The organism is Maribacter antarcticus DSM 21422 (assembly GCF_000621125.1).
Lineage (GTDB): Bacteria > Bacteroidota > Bacteroidia > Flavobacteriales > Flavobacteriaceae > Maribacter > Maribacter antarcticus.
In genome coordinates, this window is sequence record NZ_JHZC01000008.1 from 278321 (window position 1) to 300862 (window position 22542).

General features: G+C 38.8%; 10 protein-coding genes. All 10 read left to right on the forward strand.

Features of this window, described 5'->3' with window-relative positions; translation table 11 throughout:
* The first annotated feature begins 132 nt into the window (after window positions 1-132).
* The 10 genes from Q360_RS0109810 (at window position 133) to Q360_RS0109850 (ending at window position 22491) form a co-directional block, all read left to right on the forward strand.
* On the forward strand, window positions 133-2550 hold the full coding sequence (locus tag Q360_RS0109810) for an ABC transporter permease (RefSeq protein WP_027076937.1): 2418 nt from the start codon (window positions 133-135) through the stop codon (window positions 2548-2550).
* A 432-nt stretch (window positions 2551-2982) separates the two neighbouring features.
* Window positions 2983-5418, forward strand: coding sequence for an ABC transporter permease (locus Q360_RS0109815; RefSeq protein WP_027076938.1), 2436 nt, complete (start codon window positions 2983-2985; stop codon window positions 5416-5418).
* Window positions 5419-5623: 205 nt separating this feature from the next.
* Window positions 5624-8053, forward strand: a complete 2430-nt coding sequence (locus Q360_RS0109820) for an FtsX-like permease family protein (protein ID WP_027076939.1) — start codon at window positions 5624-5626, stop codon at window positions 8051-8053.
* Between the two features lie 59 nt (window positions 8054-8112).
* Window positions 8113-10512 (forward strand): ABC transporter permease, encoded by a 2400-nt coding sequence (locus Q360_RS0109825; protein ID WP_027076940.1) that lies wholly within the window; start codon window positions 8113-8115, stop codon window positions 10510-10512.
* A 159-nt stretch (window positions 10513-10671) separates the two neighbouring features.
* Entirely contained in the window at window positions 10672-13053 is a 2382-nt protein-coding gene (locus tag Q360_RS0109830) for an ABC transporter permease (protein ID WP_027076941.1), read from the forward strand.
* Window positions 13054-13243: 190 nt separating this feature from the next.
* On the forward strand, window positions 13244-13459 hold the full coding sequence (locus tag Q360_RS27415; protein WP_394331946.1) for a hypothetical protein: 216 nt from the start codon (window positions 13244-13246) through the stop codon (window positions 13457-13459).
* Between the two features lie 109 nt (window positions 13460-13568).
* A complete protein-coding gene (locus Q360_RS0109835; protein WP_036195569.1) occupies window positions 13569-14807 on the forward strand; it encodes an alkaline phosphatase family protein in 1239 nt (412 codons plus the stop codon).
* Window positions 14808-15174: 367 nt separating this feature from the next.
* Window positions 15175-17577 carry an ABC transporter permease gene (locus tag Q360_RS0109840; RefSeq protein WP_245603239.1) on the forward strand — a complete coding sequence of 801 codons (2403 nt, stop codon included), beginning with the start codon at window positions 15175-15177 and terminating at the stop codon, window positions 17575-17577.
* A 29-nt stretch (window positions 17578-17606) separates the two neighbouring features.
* Window positions 17607-19988: an ABC transporter permease gene (locus tag Q360_RS0109845; RefSeq protein ID WP_027076944.1), complete on the forward strand. Its 2382-nt coding sequence runs from the start codon at window positions 17607-17609 to the stop codon at window positions 19986-19988.
* A gap of 52 nt (window positions 19989-20040) precedes the next feature.
* On the forward strand, window positions 20041-22491 hold the full coding sequence (locus tag Q360_RS0109850; protein WP_027076945.1) for an ABC transporter permease: 2451 nt from the start codon (window positions 20041-20043) through the stop codon (window positions 22489-22491).
* Window positions 22492-22542 lie beyond the last annotated feature (51 nt).

The following is a 22542-nucleotide window of genomic DNA, read 5'->3' on the forward strand; positions in this document are numbered from 1 at the left end:
ATATTATGTCAAAATATTTTACAGTGGAGTATTCATATTACAACGCAACTATACGATATTAAAGGAATTGAGTATATGGCATGAAAATCGACTTGTATATAATTCATTATAGCAATCAAAAATCAAACAGTCATGTTTAAAAATAACCTTAAAATTGCCTGGAGAAGCATTAAAAAGGACAAATTCTTTACTACAATCAAAATTGGAGGGTTTGCCGTAGGTATTGCTGCATGTCTATTAATTGCCTTGTTCATTCGAGATGAGGTAAGCTACGATCAACATTATACCAACAAAAATAAAATCTACAGGGTGGTGATGCAGGGAGAGTTTCAAGGCGAGCTTTTTAAAAGCACCCATTTTCAATTACCTTTTGCGGATGCACTACAGGCTGATTTTCCAGAAATCGAAAAAGCGGGTAAAGTCAATACTATTGAGATTTTTGGTGCTGGAAAACGTGGTATGCGTTTGCAAGGAGAATCACAGAATAATTTTGAGGAAAGCTTTATTCTTGCGGACCAAGAAGCCTTTGAGATTTTGGAGCTTTCGTTGGAGCAAGGTAATCCAGATGCTGCTTTGACCGATCCCAGAAGTATGATATTATCCAAGGCTAAGGCAGAGAAGTACTTTCCAAACGGAAACGCCCTAGGCCAGACCGTTATTCTAGATAATGATGATGCCAAACCGTACAGAATTACGGGGGTGATGAAAGAAGTGCCTGAAAATTCGCATTTGAAATTTGATTTTGTACTTCCGATTGTGGATACTAACGGTGGTTGGACCAACCAGAACTACTTTACTTACGTATTGGTAGATCAGAAAGCAAGTATTCCAGAACTGGAGCAGAAAATGAAATCTATTGTAGAGAATTATATCATTCCTGCACAAATGGAACGAGGTCGTGCGCCAGATTTTATCGAAGTACTTCGCGGGATAGAATACAAATTGCAACCTGTAACCAATATCCATTTGTATTCAGATATTAAAATGGGAGATGGCCTAAAGCATGGGGATATCCGCTTTGTTTGGTTGTTCGCTGCCATTGCCGGTTTTGTATTACTCTTGGCGATTATAAATTTCATCAATTTATCAACCGCCAAATCAGCCAATAGGGCGAAGGAAGTAGGACTTCGGAAAACAGTAGGCGCTTTCAAACATAATCTTGTGGCCCAATTTCTGACCGAATCCGTTCTATTTAGTTTTATCTCTTTTGTACTTGGTGTTCTTATGGCTTGGGTGTTACTTCCATCGTTTAACACCCTTGCTGCCAAGACGATATTAATGCCATGGATGGTATGGGGGTTCTTGCCAACGCTACTGATTTCTGCGCTGTTGGTCGGAGCTATTGCAGGGTTGTATCCGGCGTTCTACCTATCAGCTTTTAGACCGGTAGACGTTTTAAAAGGTAGTCTTAGTGTGGGTAGTAAAAGCGGACGACTACGCAGTGGTTTGGTGGTTTTTCAATTTACTACATCGGTTGTTTTGATTATCGGTACTTTAATCATTTATAAGCAAATGGATTATATTCTAAAGAAAGAATTGGGATATGATAAAGAACAGGTAGTGATTTTGGAAGGAACAGGTGTTCTGGGTGATCGTTCCGATTCCTTTAAAGAACAGCTATTGCAATTGCCCCAAGTAAAAGAAGCAACGACTACAAATTATTTACCTATAGCTGGGGGCAATAGAAATGGGAATACGTTTAGAAGGGCCAATGAAGGTAATGTGGGAGCTAGTACTCCTGCTCAAATTTGGCGGGTAGATTATGATTATTTAAAAACGCTGGGCATACAACTAAAAGAAGGCCGCGACTTTTCAAAGGAATTCGCTTCCGATTCTATAAACTCTATTATCATTAATTCAAAAATGGTTGCAGAGATGGGACTGACTGACCCCTTAGGCAAGCAGATAAATAATAACGACAGGGATTGGACTATCATCGGAGTCCTGGAGGATTTTCATTTTAAGTCTTTAAAGGAAGATATCGCTTCCTTGTCTTTGGTTATCGGTAAGGACAATGGTACAGTTTCTATAAAACTCGAAAAAGGGAATGTCAACGAGGCTTTGGTCGCAATAGCGGCGATATGGAGTAGGAACGTACCCAACCAAACCATCAAGTATAGTTTTTTAGACCAAGAGTTTAGCCAGATGCATGCAGATGTGCAACGCATGGGTAACATCTTCAACAGCTTTGCGCTTTTCGCCATTTTTGTAGCCTGTTTGGGACTCTTTGCCCTCTCCGCTTTTATGGTAGAACAACGAAAAAAAGAAATCAGTATCCGCTTGGTATTGGGCGCACCTTTCAAAAGCATTTACCAGTTATTGACTTTGGATTTTATGAAGCTGATTTTGATATCTATAGCTATTGCGATACCCTTGGGTTGGTTTTTGATGGGCAGATGGTTGGAAGATTTTGCATACCGCATCAGTATAGGTTGGGAAGTATTTTTGGTGGCAGGTTGTATCGCTCTAATTATTGCTTTTTCTACCATTAGTTATCAATCTGTTGCAGCGGCATTGATAAAACCTTTAAAAAGCTTACGAGCGGAGTAAACGGCCTCACAATTGCCAAAAGGGAAGCTTTTAAAAAATCAATCAAAAATGTACTAAAACAAGTTTAGCACAAGAAAAACGAACGCATCATGATAAAGCAGTATACAAAAATAGCTTGGAGGAATCTAACCAAAAATAAACAGCAGACCATTATAAATGTATTATGACTTACCATAGGAACAGTTAGCTGCCTTGCCATTTTATTATTTGTTTTTGCTCAACTTTAAATTTTCACCAAAAGGGAGAAGTATAACAGGTTGGTTATCAATCTATTTCTGTAAATATATTATACAAGGTATGTCCAATTATTTTACAGTTAAAATAGTTTATTTTATTTAATTATCTGATAATTAGCTAGTTATTTATTTGGCACGAAAATAGACTTTATAAAAATGTAATACATAAGAGCATCAATCAAAACAATCATCAATCATGTTCAAAAATCATATTAAAATAGCTCTAAGAAGTATAAAAAGGCAACCTTTTTTTACCTTCCTAAATACTTTCGGACTTGCTATTGGTATGGCCGGAGGTTTACTTATTTCATTATATATTTATGATGAATTAAGGTATGACAAGATGTTTATTGACGCGGATCGTATCCATAGAATTGATGCTGACATTAAATTTGGTGGAAACGCTAGAGAATTCGCAGTAACGCCTGCTCCTATGGCAGAGGCATTACTAAATGATTTTTCGGAAATAGAGTTAGTTACTCGTTTTAGAACACGGGGTAGCGCACTAGTGCGTAAAGCAAATGACCAAACTAATGTAAAAGAAGAGCAGACTACTTATGTGGATCCAACATTTTTTGAAATGTTTGGTGTAGCATTATTGGAAGGGGATGTAAAAACGGCATTACAGGACCCAAATACAATCATACTTACCAAAACTGCTGCAGAAAAGCATTTTGCCGTACGTAGTGCAATAGGACAAAACTTGCTACTTGATAATGAAGAACTCTATACCGTAGTAGGAGTCATAAATGATTTTCCACAAAATTCATTTTTAAGAGACTATTCCATTTTTGAATCAATGGAAGGATACGATGATGCTAAAGTGGTGAATTGGGGTAGTAATAATTATCAAACCTTCATTAAATTAATACCAAGTGTTGATGCCGCAGATATACAGCAGCAACTGCGTGGGTTCTTGGGAAAATATGTGGTACCTGGGGTACAAAAAGTTATGCCTGGTATTACTGAAAAACAATTTAAAGAGGCTGGCAATCATTTAGTTTACAGCACTATACCTTTAACTGATATTCATTTGAATTCTAGTCGAATTGCAGAAATGAGTGCTAATAATGATATGCAAAGTATCTATATTCTTTCATTTATAGCAATTTTTCTTATTGTTTTGGCAAGTGTTAATTTTATGAATTTGTCGACCGCCCACTCTCTTAAAAGGGCTAAGGAAGTAGGTGTTCGTAAAACCCTAGGGTCCAATAAAATAGAATTAATACGTCAGTTTTTGGTAGAATCAGGATTAGTATCTTTCCTATCCTTAGCATTGGCTCTTGTTCTTAGCTTGATAGCATTACCATTTTTTAATACCTTGGCCAATAAGGATATTTCCATTCCGTTTACAAGCCCTATTTTTTGGTTGATTTTACTAGGTTCAGTAGCGGTATTGGGAGTGTTCTCAGGAAGTTATCCAGCTTTTTTTATGTCGCGTTTCAAACCCGTTAAGGTCCTGAAAGGAGGAGGGCAAAGTAGCGTGGGTGGCGGAAAAATAAGAAATTCCCTCGTCGTTTTTCAGTTTGCCATTTCAGTCTTCCTAATTGTGAGTACCCTGGTGGTTTACCAACAGTTAACCTATATACAGGGTAAGGATTTGGGTTTTTCAAAAGATCAGGTCTTAATCATTAATGATATATACACAGCAGGTGATAAGGGTACTACCTTTAAAGAACAGGTAAAACAATTAGGTTTTGTTAAGAATGCTACCTTAAGTAGTTTTTTTCCAACTCCATCATCCCGTAGTGATACTACTTTTAGCCCTGAAACTGGCGAAACTACCCAAGAAAATGCGGTGAGTATGCAGACGTGGAGTGTTGATTATGATTACGTTACTACCATGGGTTTTGAACTAGTAGCAGGTCGTGATTTTGATAAAAATTTCGGAAATGATTCTACTTCCATTATTATAAACGAAACAGCGGTAAGGGTAATGAAAATGAGTCCACAAGAAGCTTTGGGCAAGCGATACACATCAGGCATTAGTTCAGAAAACCCAACCTATTTTACCATTATAGGGGTTATGAAAAATTTTCACATAGCCTCATTGAAGGAAGATATTGATGCAGTAAGTTTACATTTAGGAGATGGAGCCTATGCTATGGCGGTAAAAATAGAGGCAGGTGATTTTCCAAATGCGATTACACAAATAGAAGGTATTTGGAATAGCATAGTGCCTGGGGAACCATTTGATTACTATTTTATGGAGGATGCCTTTGATAACACCTATCAAAGTGAGCGAAGGTTGGGTAATATTTTCATCATTTTCACAGTTCTGTCTCTATTAATTGCTTGCTTGGGTTTGTTTGGTTTAGCCGCTTTTAATGCTGAAAAACGAACTAAGGAAATTGGGGTGCGCAAAGTATTGGGTGCAAGTGTAGGCCAAATATCTATGAAGCTTACTTTAGATTTCTTAAAGCTGGTAGGGATTGCTATTTTAATTTCTCTACCCTTAGGTTGGTTTGCTATGGACAAGTGGTTAGAGGATTTCTCCTACCGCATAAATATACCATGGTGGATATTTGTACTTGCGGCTTTCTTGGCAGTTCTAATTTCTGTCGTAACGGTAAGCTACCAAAGTATAAAAGCAGCGATTGCGAACCCCGTTAAAAGTTTGCGCACGGAATAAATACAGTTTTAAATTTTCACCTAAAAAAAGAAGTAGAACAGGTTGGTTATCAATCTATTTCTGTAACTATAGTATACAAGGTATGTCCAGTTATTTTACAGTTAAAATTATTTATTTTATTATCTAATAATTAGCTAGTTATTCATTTGGCATGAAAATGGACTTTATAGGTATGTAATACATATGAACATCAATCAAAACAATCATGCTTAAAAACCATATTAAAATCGCTTGGAGAAGCTTAAAAAAGCAATCTTTTTTTACGCTGCTCAATATTTTTGGTTTGGCTATTGGAATTACCGGTGCCCTTTTGATTTCGCTCTATATCTATGACGAACTCAGTTATGATAAAATGTTCGCTGATGTCAATCGCATCTACCGTATAGATACGGACATCAAGTTTGGGGGTGCAGAAATGAAAGCCTCTGAAGCTGCCGCTCCAATGGCAGCAGCAATGCAAAAGGATTTTCCTCAAGTGGAGCAAACCGTAAGGCTAAGGAGCAGAGGCAGTGCGCTGGTAAGGCCTGTGGGGGAAGATGCTAATGCCAAGGAGACAGATGTTGCTTTCGCCGACGCCTCTTTTATTGAATTCTTTGGAATCGATATAATTTCCGGTGACGCCAATACAGCTTTGGCCAAACCTTATACCTTGGTACTGACCCAAACAGCGGCAACCAAACATTTTGGCAAGGAAAGCGCTTTGGGAAAACGTTTGCTACTTAATAATACCGATACCTTTACGGTTAGTGGGGTCATAGAAGACCTGCCAAAAAATTCGTTTCTACGGGACTATTCTATTTTCATGGCTATGGAAGGTCACCCTGCTTCTAAAGAGGATAATTGGGGTGGTAATAATTTTTACACGTTTATAAAATTAATACCCGGCGCCAATATAAAAGAATTTCAGAAGCCATTACTGGGTATGCTAGAGGATTATATGCTGCCTTGGGCACAAGAGTTTTTTCCAGGTATGACGGCAGAAACCTTTGCTGCCTCCGGAAATTATATACGTTATCACACGATGCCCTTAACCGACATTCATCTGTATTCCCAACGAGATTTCGAACTTAGTGCTAATGGCAGTATCCAAAACGTATATATTTTGTCCTTTATCGGACTATTTTTGATGATTTTGGCAAGTGTGAACTTTATGAACCTTTCCACCGCACATTCCCTAAAAAGGGCTAAAGAAATCGGAGTTCGAAAAACATTGGGGTCCAATAAGGGCGATTTGGTTTGGCAGTTCCTAACGGAATCAGTTTTGATTTCGCTGTTGTCGCTCCTAGCAGGTATTCTGTTGAGTACGCTATTGCTTCCGTTTTTCAATGAACTTTCAGGGAAAGATATCTCCATCCCCTTTACAAGTCCCTTATTTTGGGCTAGTGTTGTAATGGCCACCGTTGTGTTAGGATCATTCTCTGGTAGTTATCCTGCATTTTTTATGTCCCGCTTTATGCCGGTAAAAACACTGAAAGGAGGACAAAGTAGTGTTGGAGGTGGTAAAGTGAGAAATGCCCTAGTTGTCTTTCAATTTGCTATTTCTGTATTCCTCATTGTTAGTACTTTGGTGGTTTTTCAGCAATTGAATTTTATCCAGGGAAAAGACCTTGGTTTTACCAAAAATCAAGTTTTGATTTTAGACGACACCAATAGTTTGGGAAGTCAAATCAGGGCCTTTAAAAATGAAATTACAGCTTTGGGGCAAGTTGAAAATGCTACTATAAGTGGATTTTTGCCAACACCATCATGGCGTTCCAATAGTTCTTTTTTTAAGGAAGGTTATAGAGATCAGGAGAATGCTATACACATGCAGGATTGGGAGGTAGATGCTGATTATTTGGCTACTTTGGATATAGAATTGATTGCTGGACGCGATTTTAATAAAAAATTAGTGGGTGACTCCCTGTCTGTTATCATTAACGAAGCTACACTGCCGATTCTTGGCGTCAGTGCTCAAGATGCCTTGGGTATTAAGATTTCGGATGATGTAGATATGGACGTACCTCCTTTTTATACCATCATTGGCGTGGTAAAGAATTTTCACTACGAATCCCTACGGGAAAATATTCAACCCTTAGGCATGTCTCTTAATAAATCAACTGGAAACTTGGCGATACGGTTGAAGGCAGGCGATTTTTCGGGGGCAATTACCAATATCGAAAGTATTTGGAACAAGATGGCACCAGGCCAACCCTTTAATTATCGATTTATGGATGAATCTTTCAATGCTACCTATGATGCAGAACAGCGTTTAGGTAAAATATTTACGGTGTTTACATTCTTATCGATTTTAATTGCCTGCTTGGGGTTATTTGGATTGGCTGCTTTCAATGCCCAAAAGCGTACCAAGGAAATAGGTATCCGAAAAGTATTGGGTGCCACCGTGGGCCAGATTAGTTATCGACTTACAACAGATTTCCTAAAAATGGTAGGTATTTCCATTCTCATCGCACTGCCCTTAGGGTGGTACGTAATGAACAAATGGTTGGAAGATTTTTCATATCGTATAGAGATAGGGTGGTGGGTATTTGCATTGGCCGCTTTATTGGCAGTTGGTGTTGCTGTTTTAACCGTAAGCTACCAAAGTATCAAAGCTGCAATTACCAACCCTGTAAAATGTTTACGAACAGAGTGAAACATTTAGCAGCAATTTGACTCTTTTGATAAGAACAACAGCAATCAAAATCATCAATCATGTTTAAGAACTATTTAAAAATCGCCTGGCGGAACCTTTGGAACAATAAGGGCTACTCGGTCATCAATATTGGCGGACTCGCATTAGGAATGGCCGTTACGCTGATTATTGGGCTTTGGGTACAGGACGAGCTTTCCTATAACAATTACTTTCCCAACAAGGAAAAAATCGCACAAATCTTCCAGTCACAAACTTTTAATGGAAATACGGGAACAGGCCCCGCCATTCCTAGACCGTTGGAAAAGGCATTAAGGGACGGTTACAAGGATAATTTTAAGCACCTTATTATGGCTTCATGGACCAATGATAGTTATTTGAAGTATGGTGATAAAAGCTTGTCTAGACCAGGGAACTATATGCAGCGCGAAGCACCTGAACTTTTCAATCTCAAAATTATAAAAGGAGAAAAAGACGGGCTTAGGGAACTTAATTCCATAATGCTATCAGCATCTACGGCTACTGCTCTTTTTGGTAATGAGGACCCTATTGGGAAAGTAGTGAAGGTGAGTAATGAATTTGACCTGGCCGTAAGTGCTGTCTACACCGATATTCCGTTTAACAATGCTTTTAGTGATACTGAATTTATCATTCCGTGGGAGAAATATTTGGCTACGCGGGAATGGGTACGAAATTCCGAGGATAGCTGGGGCAATAATTCCTTTCAGATGTTCGCACAGATAGCGGACAATAATACTATAGCTAATGTTACGGCTACTATAAAAGATGTTAAAAAGAATTTAGCGGAAGATGCGGCGGAATTTAATCCGCAATTATTTCTATTTCCAATGAAGGATTGGCATCTGAGAAGTCAGTTTGAGAATGGAAAACAGGTAGGAGGTCGAATCAAATACGTATGGCTATTTGGTATTATCGGTGCTTTTGTTTTGTTATTGGCTTGTATCAATTTCATGAATTTAAGTACGGCAAGGTCAGAGAAAAGAGCAAAAGAAGTAGGCATCCGAAAATCTATTGGGTCGCAGAAAGGGCAGTTGATCTATCAGTTCTTGAGCGAGTCTTTTTTGGTAGTTGTTTTGGCATACGTCATAGCCTTAGTCATTGTGTTGTTATGTATTGGAGGGTTTAATGAACTAGCCCGAAAGGAAATTGTATTCCCATGGGGAAGTGGTTCTTTTTGGGGTATATCCGTTGGGTTTATCATTTTTACGGCATTATTGGCGGGGAGTTATCCGGCCTTGTATCTTTCTTCTTTTAAACCTGTTGATGTATTAAAAGGAACGTTTAAAGTGGGGCGATATGCCGGGCTACCAAGAAAAATTTTAGTAGTGATACAGTTTACGGTATCCGTAGCTTTTATCATTGGAACGGTTATCGTAATGCAACAAATTAATTATGCTAAGAACCGACCTATTGGCTATGATAAGGAAGGATTGATTCAAATACCAACCTTTAGTCAAGATTTTTCAGGGAAGACAGAATTGATGCGGACTGAATTTCTAGGCTCTGGCGCAGTGCTAGAAATGTCCACCTCCAGTAGCCCCACTACACAAATATGGTCCAATAGAAGCGGATTTACTTGGGAAGGAAAACCAGAAGGGTTTCAAGAAGATCTTGCATGGACCGAAGTTTCTCCCGAGTATGCCAAGTCCTTAGGTTTGGAAATAGTGGAAGGAAGGGATTTTTCTAGGGATTTCGCTACAGATTCCTTGGGTGTTTTAATTAATGAAACCGCTAAAAAATATCTAGGTATGGAAAATCCGATAGGACAATTATTGAAGGATGATAGCGAAGAAGATCCAAACCCACCTTTAAAGATTATTGGCGTAGTAGCGGATATGATTGCACAGTCCCCATACGAACCTGTAAAACAGGCTATGTATGTGTATGACCGCTCCGATAATGGGAGCTATTATAATTTACGGTTAAATCCAAAGCAGAGCGCCAGTAAGAATTTGGTTATTGTGGAGCGGGTATTTAAGGAACATTTTGCAGATGTACCGTTTGAATATCAATTTGTAGACGATCAATATGGAGAGAAATTTGCATCAGAAGAACGGATAGGAACCTTATCTGGAATCTTTACGGCCTTAGCGATTCTAATCAGTTGCTTGGGACTTTTTGGATTGACCTCTTTTGTAGCTGAACAGCGCACAAAGGAAATTGGTGTACGTAAAGTATTAGGTGCAACTGTATTCAATGTATGGAATATGCTTTCCAAAGACTTTTTAAAATTGGTAATCATCTCCTGTTGCATTGCCATACCTATTGCGTATTATGTTATGAATGGATGGCTACAGGAATACCCATATAGAGTAATTCTAAAATGGTGGATTTTTGCATTGGCTATGTTCGGTGCCATGGGAGTAACCGTACTTACGGTGAGTTTCCAAGCAATTAAGGCGGCGAAACAGAATCCAATAAAAAGTTTAAGGATGGAATAGAAAAACCGCTAAATCCATGCACAGTAGTCCTAGGATATAGGGTTACACTATGGCATAGCACGTTGTGCACAGTCGAAGCACAATGGTGTATCTAGGGTCTAAAAACCAACATATCAAGCAGCTAAGAAAGCCTAAATTTAAAATATTAAAAAGAGAACTATGCTTTTAAAATATGCACTTAGGAATATACGGAAGCGACCTATTTTAAATGGAATTAAACTAGTAGGCTTATCCTTAGGCTTATGTGGAGTGTTGTTTATTGCCCTTTTTCTAAAGAACGAATTCAGCTATGATAAGGCCCATACGAATGCTGATAAAATATATAGGCTAACCATTACGCATCCTGATATTTTTGAGGGGAATGAGTTTGCACGTGTCTCCGATTCAAAAATAATTCCGGAACTCGCCAAGCAAATTCCTGAAATTGAAACTGCGGTGCGATTGATGCCCTTGCGCGATAAACTTATTCTAAAAGGAGAACAACACTACGCCATAGCCCAAGCCTTTGCTGTAGACGATACGTTTTTACAAGTTTTTGATGTTCGTTTTATAGACGGAGATGCTAATGTTGCTCTAGCTGAACCTGGTTCTGTAGTACTATCAAGTTCCTTGGCACAAAAGGTTTTTGGAGATAAAAATCCCATGGGTCAGATTATTTCGTTGCCACCAGGGCATTATAATTCACTGGAAACGGATTTTACGGTAACGGGTGTCATGGAAGATTTTGCTCAGCAAAGTCACTTACATCCAGATTTACTAATTATGCCAGGCAACGATGCTATTGCGGGTTGGGCGTATGTTTACCTGCTATTAAAAGAAAAGGTAAAGGCTACGGGTCTTGCCGATAAGATTTCCACAAGTTTAAATGAATTGCAGGGAATTGAAATCGATAAGGAGGCAAAAATGCAGGGGCATTTAATGAATATAAAAAAGATTCATTTAAACTCAAATCTGCTGCGTGAGATAGAACCGAATGGAAGCATGGCCAATCTATACCTTCTTGGGATTTCTGCATTCATTTTGCTTTTTATCTCGCTGAGTAATTTCACCAGCTTAAATTTGGGTATGGCGGGGTATCTCAGCAAGTTTTTGGCTTTAAATCAAATACTAGGCTCTTCTAAACGTATCATGATTCGTTATTTTCTTTTGGAGAGTGGAATTATGGTTTTTGCCTCTTTGGTTTTGGTGCTATTTGGTGCTGTAAAACTGAATCAGTTTATTTTCGACCGCTACCAATTGAATCTATCGGAAGGAAATGGATGGTTTGCAGCTGGCGTTATTTTATTTTTTTCCTTTTTGAGTTTATTCGCAGGAATACAACCCGTTTTCAAAAGCCATTTTCAGCACTTCTCATTGGATAAAAAGATGAAGGGAAAAGGAACCGTAAAGACACATAAAATACTTTTGGTCTCTCAATTTGCCTTAGCGATTGTATTGCTGGTGGGTGTTATTGTTATTTCGCGCCAGACGGATTATGCGCTTGGTAATTCTATGGGAGCCAAAGAAGATAATGTGCTATGTATCCCTTTTGTTCATGCTGAGGTGCAGAAGAAGTTTGATATTTTTAAGTCAGAATTGGTAACACAAAACAGCATCGGTTCGGTTTCCGCAATGATGGCTCCACCTGGGGGTGAGACAAATGACATGTTTGCGTTTACCATGCAAGGTATTCCAAACACAGATACTAAATACATTGGTGTGTTTTCTTGTGATTACTCTTTTACAGATGTATTTGCCCTACCGTTTTTGGGGGGACAAAATTTCACCAAGAGTAATACAGATGAAGATGGGAATGGGGAATATATTATCAATGAAACGGCTTTAGGTTATTTAGGTTTTCAGGAAGCCAGTGCTGTAATCGGTAAAGATTTTGCTCTAATTTCTCCTGTGGAAGGCGTGGCTATTCCAAAAGGGAAAATAGTTGGGGTAGTCGAAGATTTTCATCTCTCCGGGTTACAGACTAAAGTGGAACCCTTGGTGCTTTTTAAAAGGGATAATAGTTGGTTGGAAAACATTGCGATTTCCTACACACCGTTTTCCAAAACGGAGGCTGTAGCCGCTATTGAAAAAGCATGGAAAGAAATGTTTCCAAAATATCCCATGGAATATTTTGAGGTTAGTACCCTGTATCAAAACGAGTATAAAACAGAGTTGCTACAGAAAAATTTGATCTTAATTTTTGCCCTTATTGCCGTGTTTGTTTGTGCTATGGGCGTCTTGGGGCTCTCTTTAATGATGTCTCAAAGCAGGTTCAAGGAAATAGGCATACGAAAGGTAAATGGGGCGAGTATTTCAGAAATACTAGTTATGCTCAATACTGATTTTTTAAAATGGGTATTGGTTGCTTTTGTAGTGTCCATGCCCATCGCATATGTTGCTGCCAACAAATGGTTGGAAGCCTTTGCTTATAAAATTGATATAGGTCTATGGATGTTTTTCATGGCAGGAAGTATTGTTATTTTAATCACGATGTTAACGGTAAGCTGGCATAGTTTTAAAGCTGCCAAACAGAATCCGGTAAAGAGTTTACGAACTGAATAAACTTTTATTATCCCGTTTAAACTGAAACTAATGATAGTTTTGGAAGGTTAAATGAATAAGTCAGACACGTTGTATAAATGCTATCTTCGCCATGTAGATTGAATTTTAGGATGGAAAAAATAGAATTGATTTTAAGGGCATCATTAAAGCGTATAGTCCATAAAGTATTACATACTGTAAAATCAATGATATTGTAAAAGAGGCCAATGTTGGTATCGGTACGATTTATAAGTATTTTAAGGATAAGGGAGATACCGTTCAAAGGCTTTGGATTTTTCATAAACAGGAAGAATTTGATTTATTCGTAGAAACTTCAGGGCCGATGGAGACCTTAGGGAGCGATGCTGGTTTTTATAGGAAAGGGTCATCAGATATTTTGTATCCCATAAGGACGAATTTGGTTTGATGTTGTATCAAAAACAAAAATTTTATATTTACCGCATCTAGTATTGAGAATCAACCGATTTGGAAACGTCAGGGTACATCTGCTGGAGTAGCTAATTAGAATTAAACATATGTCGATAAAACACGCCTTTTCTTTAATAGTTGTAATTTTTATAGGTGTTTTTGTCTTTTCACAAGAGTCGAAAACAAAAGTAATTTTTGTGCTTGTTGACGGTATTTCTTCTGATGCCATCGAAAAAGTAGAAACCCCAAACCTTGATGCCTTGGCAAAGGAAGGAGGGTACACCCGTGCCTATGTTGGTGGCCAAAAAGACGGATACTCTGAAAGCCCGACCATTTCATCTGTGGGCTACAATAGCTTACTTACGGGTACTTGGGCTAATAAACATAATGTTTGGGGAAATAGCATCAAAGCTCCAAATTATAACTATTGGACCATTTTTAGGTTTGCAAAAGAACATAGGCCAGAATTAAAAACAGCTATTTTTTCTACTTGGTTAGACAACCGCACCAAATTGGTAGGAGAAGAACTGCCAGCTAACGGAAACATCAAACTGGACTATCATTTTGACGGATTTGAACTAGACACCATTGCATTTCCCCATGATGATGATACGTTATACATTCACAAGATAGACGAACATGTCACAAACGAAACAGCCCGATATGTTAAAATGGAGGGCCCGGACCTTTCCTGGGTATATTTAGAATACACGGATGATATGGGGCATAAATATGGAGATAGCCAACAGTTTTATGACGCGATAAAAATAATGGACAGTCAAATTGGTCGCATCTGGGAAGCGACCCAATACAGAACAAAAAACTTCAACGAAGATTGGCAGCTATGGATTACCACCGATCATGGGCGAGTTGCAAAAGATGGAAAAGGACATGGGGGTCAGTCAGATCGGGAGCGTGACACGTGGATTGTGACCAATGCCAAGGAACTAAATGACTATTTCAGGCAGCAACGACCCGGTATTGTCGCTATTATGCCTTCGATACTGCGGACTTTGAATATCAAACCCGAAAAGGAACAGCTTTGGGAAATAGATGGCGTACCGCTAACCGGTAAAATTTCCGTTTCTAGCGTCGAAGCTGTTTTTAAGGATGATGTTTTAAATTTGACATGGGACGCATATGACCAAAGAGGAAAACTTAAAGTCTGGATGAGTCCAACTAATTCCTTTAAAAAAGGGGGTGTGGATGAATACATACGTATCGCCGAGGTCAAAATCAAGGACGAAAAAGCAAGTATAAATATGTCTCATTTACCATCAAATTTCTACAAAATTGTCCTTGAAGGTGAACATAACTCCATTACGCGCTGGTTAAAGAAGAAATAGGCAAAAGGTGTTTATTGCTTTATTCAAGATCGGTTATCGTCGTAGTAAGATTGGTACGTTCAACTGCTTTTCCATGTTAGCCTTTTTTTATAATTACCTTTAATCAAATAGAGCGAATAGGATAATTCACTGTAAAATTCTTATACAAAAACTGTCCAAAAATTTTACATAAAAAAAGCCTATTTTATTTATAATATCAGGTAAGTATCACATTTTCAGTATATTAAAAATATGGCATGAAAATCGATTTCATGTACAAGTGAACAAGAGGACAACTTTTGAAGACCGTAGATTTTTTTTGATATAAATATACAGATTTCCTTCTTTACTGAATCTCCCGAAGTCTCGGGACGGCACAAGGGTGGGAATGACAAAGAACATACTGATGCTACTTAACCACTTAAGATTATCGTTTCGAAACCTATGGAAGAACAGAATGCTCTCCTTTTTAAATCTTCTGGGGCTGAGCATTGGAATAGGAAGTGTGTTAACGCTAATGTTTTCCACATACGCTTATTACATTGCCGATGATAATATTGTCGAACAAGAGCAAATTTACTATGTAAAAACTCATCTAAATGACGGAAACGACTATAATGAGGCCGTTTATCCGTTACTAGATAAAATAATTAGTACCTCTCCCGAGGTAGAGGCGGGCACCCATTTGCATGGCTGGGGAAATATTTGGTTGGAAGTAGGGGATACCGAATTTCAGAAAGAGCCGAACTATGCCGAGCCCGATTTTTTTGAAGTTTTTGGACTACCATTAAAACACGGAAATCAAAGTACGGCCTTAACCGAAAAGTATTCTATAGTCTTGACCGATAAGGTAAGTCAGCAAATTTATGGGGCCACAAATCCAGTGGGAAAGACGTTACTAGCTGCCGATACCCTAAACCTGACCGTAACAGGAGTTCTAGAGCCCATTAGTCCCTATTCTTCTTTCAGGATGGGGGTTTTACTGCCGAATACCTTGTTAAAAGACAATCCTATTTTTAAAAGGCAGACAAATTGGGGCAATAGTTTTTCGCCCCTATTTCTAAAGTTACGTCCTGATGCTGATATTCCGCAATTAGAAAGCAGAATTAATCAATTGGTACAGGATAATTATTCGGACCCTACCGTTATTTCAAGAATGGAACTGATGCCGCATAAAGAACTGCGAATTGACAATATTCCTGTAGTAGGTATTATTATTGGCGGCAATATGGCTACTTCATTTTTTGTGCTGCTATTGGTGCTGGTAAACCTATTGAATTTGAATACTTCTACCATGTTCAGGAGAACTAAGGATATTGCGGTCAGGAAAATATTGGGCGGAAGTAAAAAAGGTGTAATCACCCAGTTTTGTTTGGAAAATGGTATTTTAGTTTTGTTGTCTATATTAATTTCTGGCGGACTCTTCCTCGGCGTTTTGTTGCCTCAGTTGAATGGTGTCTTTGGTGCCGATTTTGGTACTATAAACTTTAGTTTTACAGATGACTACCCCGTGGTGTTAGGGGCTGTAGCATTAGGGCTGGCAGTAACTTTGGTGGTAGGTATTTCACCCACGCTGCGTTTTGTTTCTTTGCCAGTTTCCCAAGGGATTAAAGGAAAAATAGATAGTGCAAAAGGAAATTTCTTCTTTAAAAACACTTTTATCATTCTTCAATTTTCTATTGCCATACTTTTTATCTGTGTCGCCATTATTTTGAATAGTCAGATTGGATTTATGAAAAAGGCCGATTTAGGCTTTGAGCGCGAAAATATTATCGTAGGCAACATCGACCTTGATTATAAAAATATTGATGCCGCAAGCTCTAATTTTAATGTCCTTTTGGATGATTTAGAGGCCAATCCCTATGTCACTAATGTGAGCACGAGTCAGGCTATTCCATCTGATTATTACTTTAATTACACTAGCTTTTACGATGCCAATACAGATACCGATGTGCGCATTCGTCGCTCCTATACGGATGACGGTTACTTGGAAACCCTTAAAATTCCGATAGTGGAAGGTAGGGATTTTGATAGTGTAAGGGACAATGGAGCCGAGCGCGCTGTAATCATCAATCGCAGCGCCATGGAAGCTTTTGGGTGGCTATCCATTGAAGGAAAACGTCTAAAGTGGAAGAATGATGATTCTAACGGTCACCGAATTGTAGGTGTAATGGAAGATTTTCATTATCAGGACTTACAGAATGTAGTAGAACCTTTGGTACATTATTACAATGACGAAAAAGATTTGGCAGCACATCGCTATCTCAGCGTCCGCGTCGTGGAAGGACATGAAAAAGCAGTACAAGATATCATGGCAGCTGCCTTTGCCAAAATAGATTCTAGAAAAACCTTTGCCCAAAGCTTCCTGACTGAAAAAGTAAGTGGTCAATACCGCTTGATAGAAGGTATGCTGAAAACAGTCAATATAGTAGCCTTGCTGACCATTTTTATTTCCTGCTTGGGCATGTTCGGACTTATTTCCTTCATGGCAAAAAGAAGGATAAAAGAAATAGGCATCCGTAAGGTATTGGGCGCAGGTGTTTTGAAAATAGTGGTATTACTGTCTAAAGACTATATCCTACTCGTAGGTATTGGAGCACTGATTGCCTTTCCTATTGCTTGGTATATGATGAACGCTTGGCTGGGCAGTTTCGCCTATAGTATTTCCATACAATGGTGGATGTTTGCTTTGGCAGGACTCATCGCTTTTGTAATCACATCGGTAACCTTGGGGATACAGGCAGTAAAATCAGCCACCGTTAATCCTGTGCAGAGTTTACGGTCTGAATAAATTATTCATCAATCAAAAAACGAAATAGTATGTTTAAAAATCATATTAAAATCGCCTTGCGGAACTTGAAGAGCAATCGGTTGTTTTCCGCTATAAACATTATTGGACTATCTATTGGTTTGGCGATAGTGATATTATTATTCCTTCATATTTCGCATGAGCGAAGCTTTGATACGATGTTCTCTAAAAAGGACCGCATACATAGAGTTTTGGTAGAGACTGATGGCGATTTTGGTTTTGACATATGGGCAACTGCGCCACCAGTAACCGCTACCGCACTAAAAGAGGAGGTGACCAATATTGAAACTGCCGCAAGGGTGTTTAAGCATGACTTTGGGGGAACTACCTCCGTCAGGGTAAATGATGAGAATTTCACAGAGGACCTATTTTATTGGGTTGATAAGGAGCTGCTATCCATGTTCGATGTAGAATTAGTAGAGAAGAATGGTACAAACCCATTGGAAAGACCTAATACGGTGCTTTTGTCACAAACTGCTGCTGCACTTTATTTTAAGGGAGAGAACCCTATGGGGAAGACTATAAAAATAGATAATAGCAAGGAACTGGAGGTTACCGGTATATATAAGGATTTCCCTAAAAATAGCAGTATAGACGCAAAGGTATTGGCATCGAGCAACGGCTATTGGTTTTACGATAGAAAAACATGGTCCAATGCTAGTTTTGAAACCTATGTGTTACTAAAGGACAAGGTAACATTGGAAGCCACCAAGAAGCAAATGGGAATAATGTTGGATGCCAATGTAGAAAAAGAGGAACAGTGGTATCAGTTTTCGTTACAGCCCTTAAATGAAATACATCTGTATTCTGCGACGTACGGTAATTCATACGTATCACGGATAGGAGACATCAATGAGGTGCTCAACCTTAGTTATCTAGCGGTTCTCATTCTTTTGATTGCCTGTATGAACTATATGAACCTTACCACGGCACAGTCACAGAAACGGTCTAAAGAAGTGGGTATGAGCAAAACTTTGGGCGCATCTTCGCAATCTCTTGTAGCACGTTTTTATATAGAAACGGGACTAATCACGGCAATTTCTATTGTTTTGGGGTTTGTTTTGGCCGTTTTAGTATTGCCTGGTTTCAATAATATCACCAATCAAGAATTAGAGATAGGTGTATTGTTCAATAGTTCGTTTTTAATGATCATCATTGGGATTTGGTTAGTCACGACCTTAGTTTCTGGATTGTACCCCTCTTTATATCTATCTCGGTTTATGCCTAAGGAGATTCTTTCTCCTTCCTTAAAACAGGGGAAAGGTAATACACTGGTAAGAAAAGGTCTTGTGGTGCTTCAGTTTGCAGCATCTGCCGCCTTAATCGTTGGGGTATTGGTCATTTACCAACAATCCCAATTTATTCAGAATAAAAACCTAGGTTTTAAGCCAGATAACGTTGTGGCAATTTCTGTAAAGGGACTGCGAGGTGCGGAAAACAAAAATGCCTTAGTAACAGAATTTAATAGTTTGGTAGATGTATCATCTGTTGCCTTTGCTCAAGGCTATCCTGGAATTGATGTAAGTGGACGTGTTTTGCGTAAAACTGTTACCCAAAAACAATCCTTAAACATACAAACGAATGTGGCCGATGCAGCGGTTTTAGACGTGCTTAGATTAAAACTATTGGCAGGAACTACATTGCCGAAAAATAAAAACGAAAAAGATACCTTAGTGGAAGTCGTATTGAATAAAAAAGCAGTTCAGTATTTGGGTTTTTCACCTGAAGAAGCCATCGGGAAAGAGGTTTACATTGGGGTACCTAATACGATAGTTGGCGTGGTAGATGATTTTAATTACGAATCTTTGCATCAACCTATTGGTGCGTATGCCTTTCATAATAATACAGATGAAGGTAAATCGTATATGCTAGTCCGTTTTAAAACGGGTAATCTAAGTAATACGATGGAACAGTTAAAGGGAGCTTTTACAAAGGTCTTGCCAACGCTAGATTTTAGCTATTCCTTTCTAGATCAGCAACTAGAAAAATTATACGAGCGTGAAAAGCGTGCCGGTCAAATAAGCATCATTTTCTGTCTATTGGCCATTTTTGTTGCCGCAATGGGACTTTTTGGTCTAACTGCTTTTATGGCGGAACAAAGAAGAAAGGAAATTGGGATACGAAAAGTACTAGGTGCCTCCATAGTAACGATCACTCGATTGCTAACCATCGACTTTACTAAATTAGTACTTATCTCCATCGCGCTTGCTTTTCCATTAGCTTATATATTGATGAATAACTGGTTGGAAGGTTTTGCCTATCACATAGATATCCCTTGGTGGATTTTCGTGCTGGCCGGTTTTGTCGCGATAGGGATTGCACTTTTCACGGTGAGTTTTCAAGCCATAAAAGCAGCCCTAGCGAATCCGGTTAAGAGTTTAAGGACGGAGTAAGTCAATAATCAAATCCGAAAGGGATAGATGCATCTTAAAAAAATAGAAACCTATGTTTAAAAATAATCTAAAAATAGCTTTGAGAAACATCTTAAAAAATAAGGTGTTTTCTTTAATCAATATTATTGGTCTGTCCATTGGTTTAAGTGCGGCTTTTGTCATTGGAGCGATTATTTATTACGACATGACCTTTGACAAGTTCCATTCGGATAGCAAACGTATCTACAGAATCACGACAGCATTCTTGAGTCCAGAAGGTGATTTTTATAATGCAGGGGTAACGGTTCCTTTGGCAGGAGCCCTTAGCGATTTGAATATGCCCGAACTGGAAACAGTAGCACCATTTTTTACTGCATACCCATTACGTGTAGAGAACAAGAAGCTGGATTTTAGCTTTAAAAATCCTGAGTTTGTTATCTATGCAGATGACGACTATTTTAGGACCTTGGACTATATCTGGTTGGCCGGCACTCAAAAAGAGGCATTGAGTGCACCCAATACGGTTGTACTTTCCGAAGCTCGGGCTCAAATATATTTTCCAGATCAAGAACTTACCTCACTTATCGGTAAAACTTTAATTTATAACGATACCATTCCTGCCCTAGTAACCGGTATAGTCGCCAACTTTACCCAGAGAACCGATTTGGTCTTTGAGGAATTCCTCTCCTTAAAAACGGCAGATGTACAGGATATGACCAGTGCCGTCGTAGATGCGCATTGGCATAATACCAACTCTGCTTCTCAATTGTTTGTAAAACTTACCCCAAACGCCAGTAAAATCGAAGTTCAAAAAGTGTTGGATGGCATATCCAAAGAACATGAAGCAAAGGAACGCGTAGCAATAGGCCGGTCTAATTCCTTTTATATGCAACCCTTGTCCGACTTACATTTTGATAGTAACTATAATACCTTTGATTTTGATGATCAGAGGGCAAGTCTTCTGGTGCTTAGAAATTTAGGGCTCGTCGCGTTATTTTTACTTCTCTTAGGCTGTATTAATTTTATCAATCTTAATACTGCGCAGGCTTCACAGCGTGCCAAAGAAATTGGGATTCGTAAAACCTTAGGTTCGTCTAAAAAACAATTGATTTTCCAGTTTTTGGGCGAGACGCTATTATTAACAATGGCGGCAGGGGCGCTGTCCTTAGTTTTAGCAAATGGACTGCTCGGTATTTTTAGTGATTATATTCCGGCTGGTATCGATCTTAGTTTGTATTATGATGCCTTGCCTATCTTAGGTATTGTGACCTTATTGCTTATAGTTACCTTACTTTCGGGTTTTTATCCCGCATTAATCTTATCGGGCTACAAACCTATTTCCGTCTTAAAAAATGAGGGGGTAAAAGCAAATCAGCGTGCTGGGCTTCGGAAGTACTTGACGGTATTCCAGTTTTCTATTGCACAGATTTTTATTATCGCGACACTTTTGGTAGGGAAACAGCTGCACTATATAATGAAAAAGGACATGGGTTTCAAGACTGATGCCATTGCTTATTTCTATACGCCTTGGAGCGACCCTGCACCAGAGAAGAAAGAACGCTTTATTGCCAAATTGGAAGCCTTGCCTATGATTACCGAGGTAACCTTAGGAGGGAATCCACCGGCATCTTTTAGTACCCATTCTATGGGTGTATTATTTCAACAGGGCGATCAGGAAGTCAACTCAGATTTACAGCTCATTTATGGCGATGCCGATTATTTCAATATCTACGGCCTTCAATTACTTGCAGGTCGGTTACCGCTCAATGATACCATACGAGAATATGTAGTGAATCAAACCTATTTAAAGCAATTAGGTATTGAAAATCCGGAAAGTATCATTGGAAAGACATTTAAGGCAGATGATGAGAACCACCCCATTGTAGGGGTAATGCAAGATTTTCATCAGCGTTCTTTAAAGACAAAAATAGAACCCATGGCATTTACGGGCGATACAAATGGGAGTAGACGTTCTCAATTTAGGGTCGTAAGTTTTAAATTGGCTACAGAACACAGTTCTCAGTGGCCGGAAACCATCGCCCAAATTGAAAGTATTTGGAAGGGTATTTATCCAGCTTCCGATTTTGAGCATCGTTTTATGGACGATACCATTGAGCGGTTTTATGCCCAAGAACGCAAAGTTTCTGTGCTCTTGAGATGGGCTACTGGCCTGGTGATTTTAATTAGTTGTTTAGGGCTTTTGGGATTGGTGATGTACACCACGCAAAGGCGTATCAAGGAAATTGGAATCCGAAAAGTAGTAGGGGCTTCTTTGCTACAACTGAATATGTTGTTGTGTAAAGAGTTTTTGATGGTGGTAGGCGTTGCGTTCTTAATTGCAATACCAATAGCATGGTGGGGCATGTACAATTGGTTACAGGGTTTTGCTTTTAAGACCAATATGAGTTGGTGGGTATTTGTGGGTAGCGGACTTGCCATGCTTGTAATCGCTTTGATTATTATAAGTATTAGAACCATTGCAGCTGCTAGGGTAAATCCTGTAAAAAGCCTTCGGTCCGAATAATGGTCTGTAAAAATAATGTACAAATACTGTAAAATATTTTGACAGTATTTG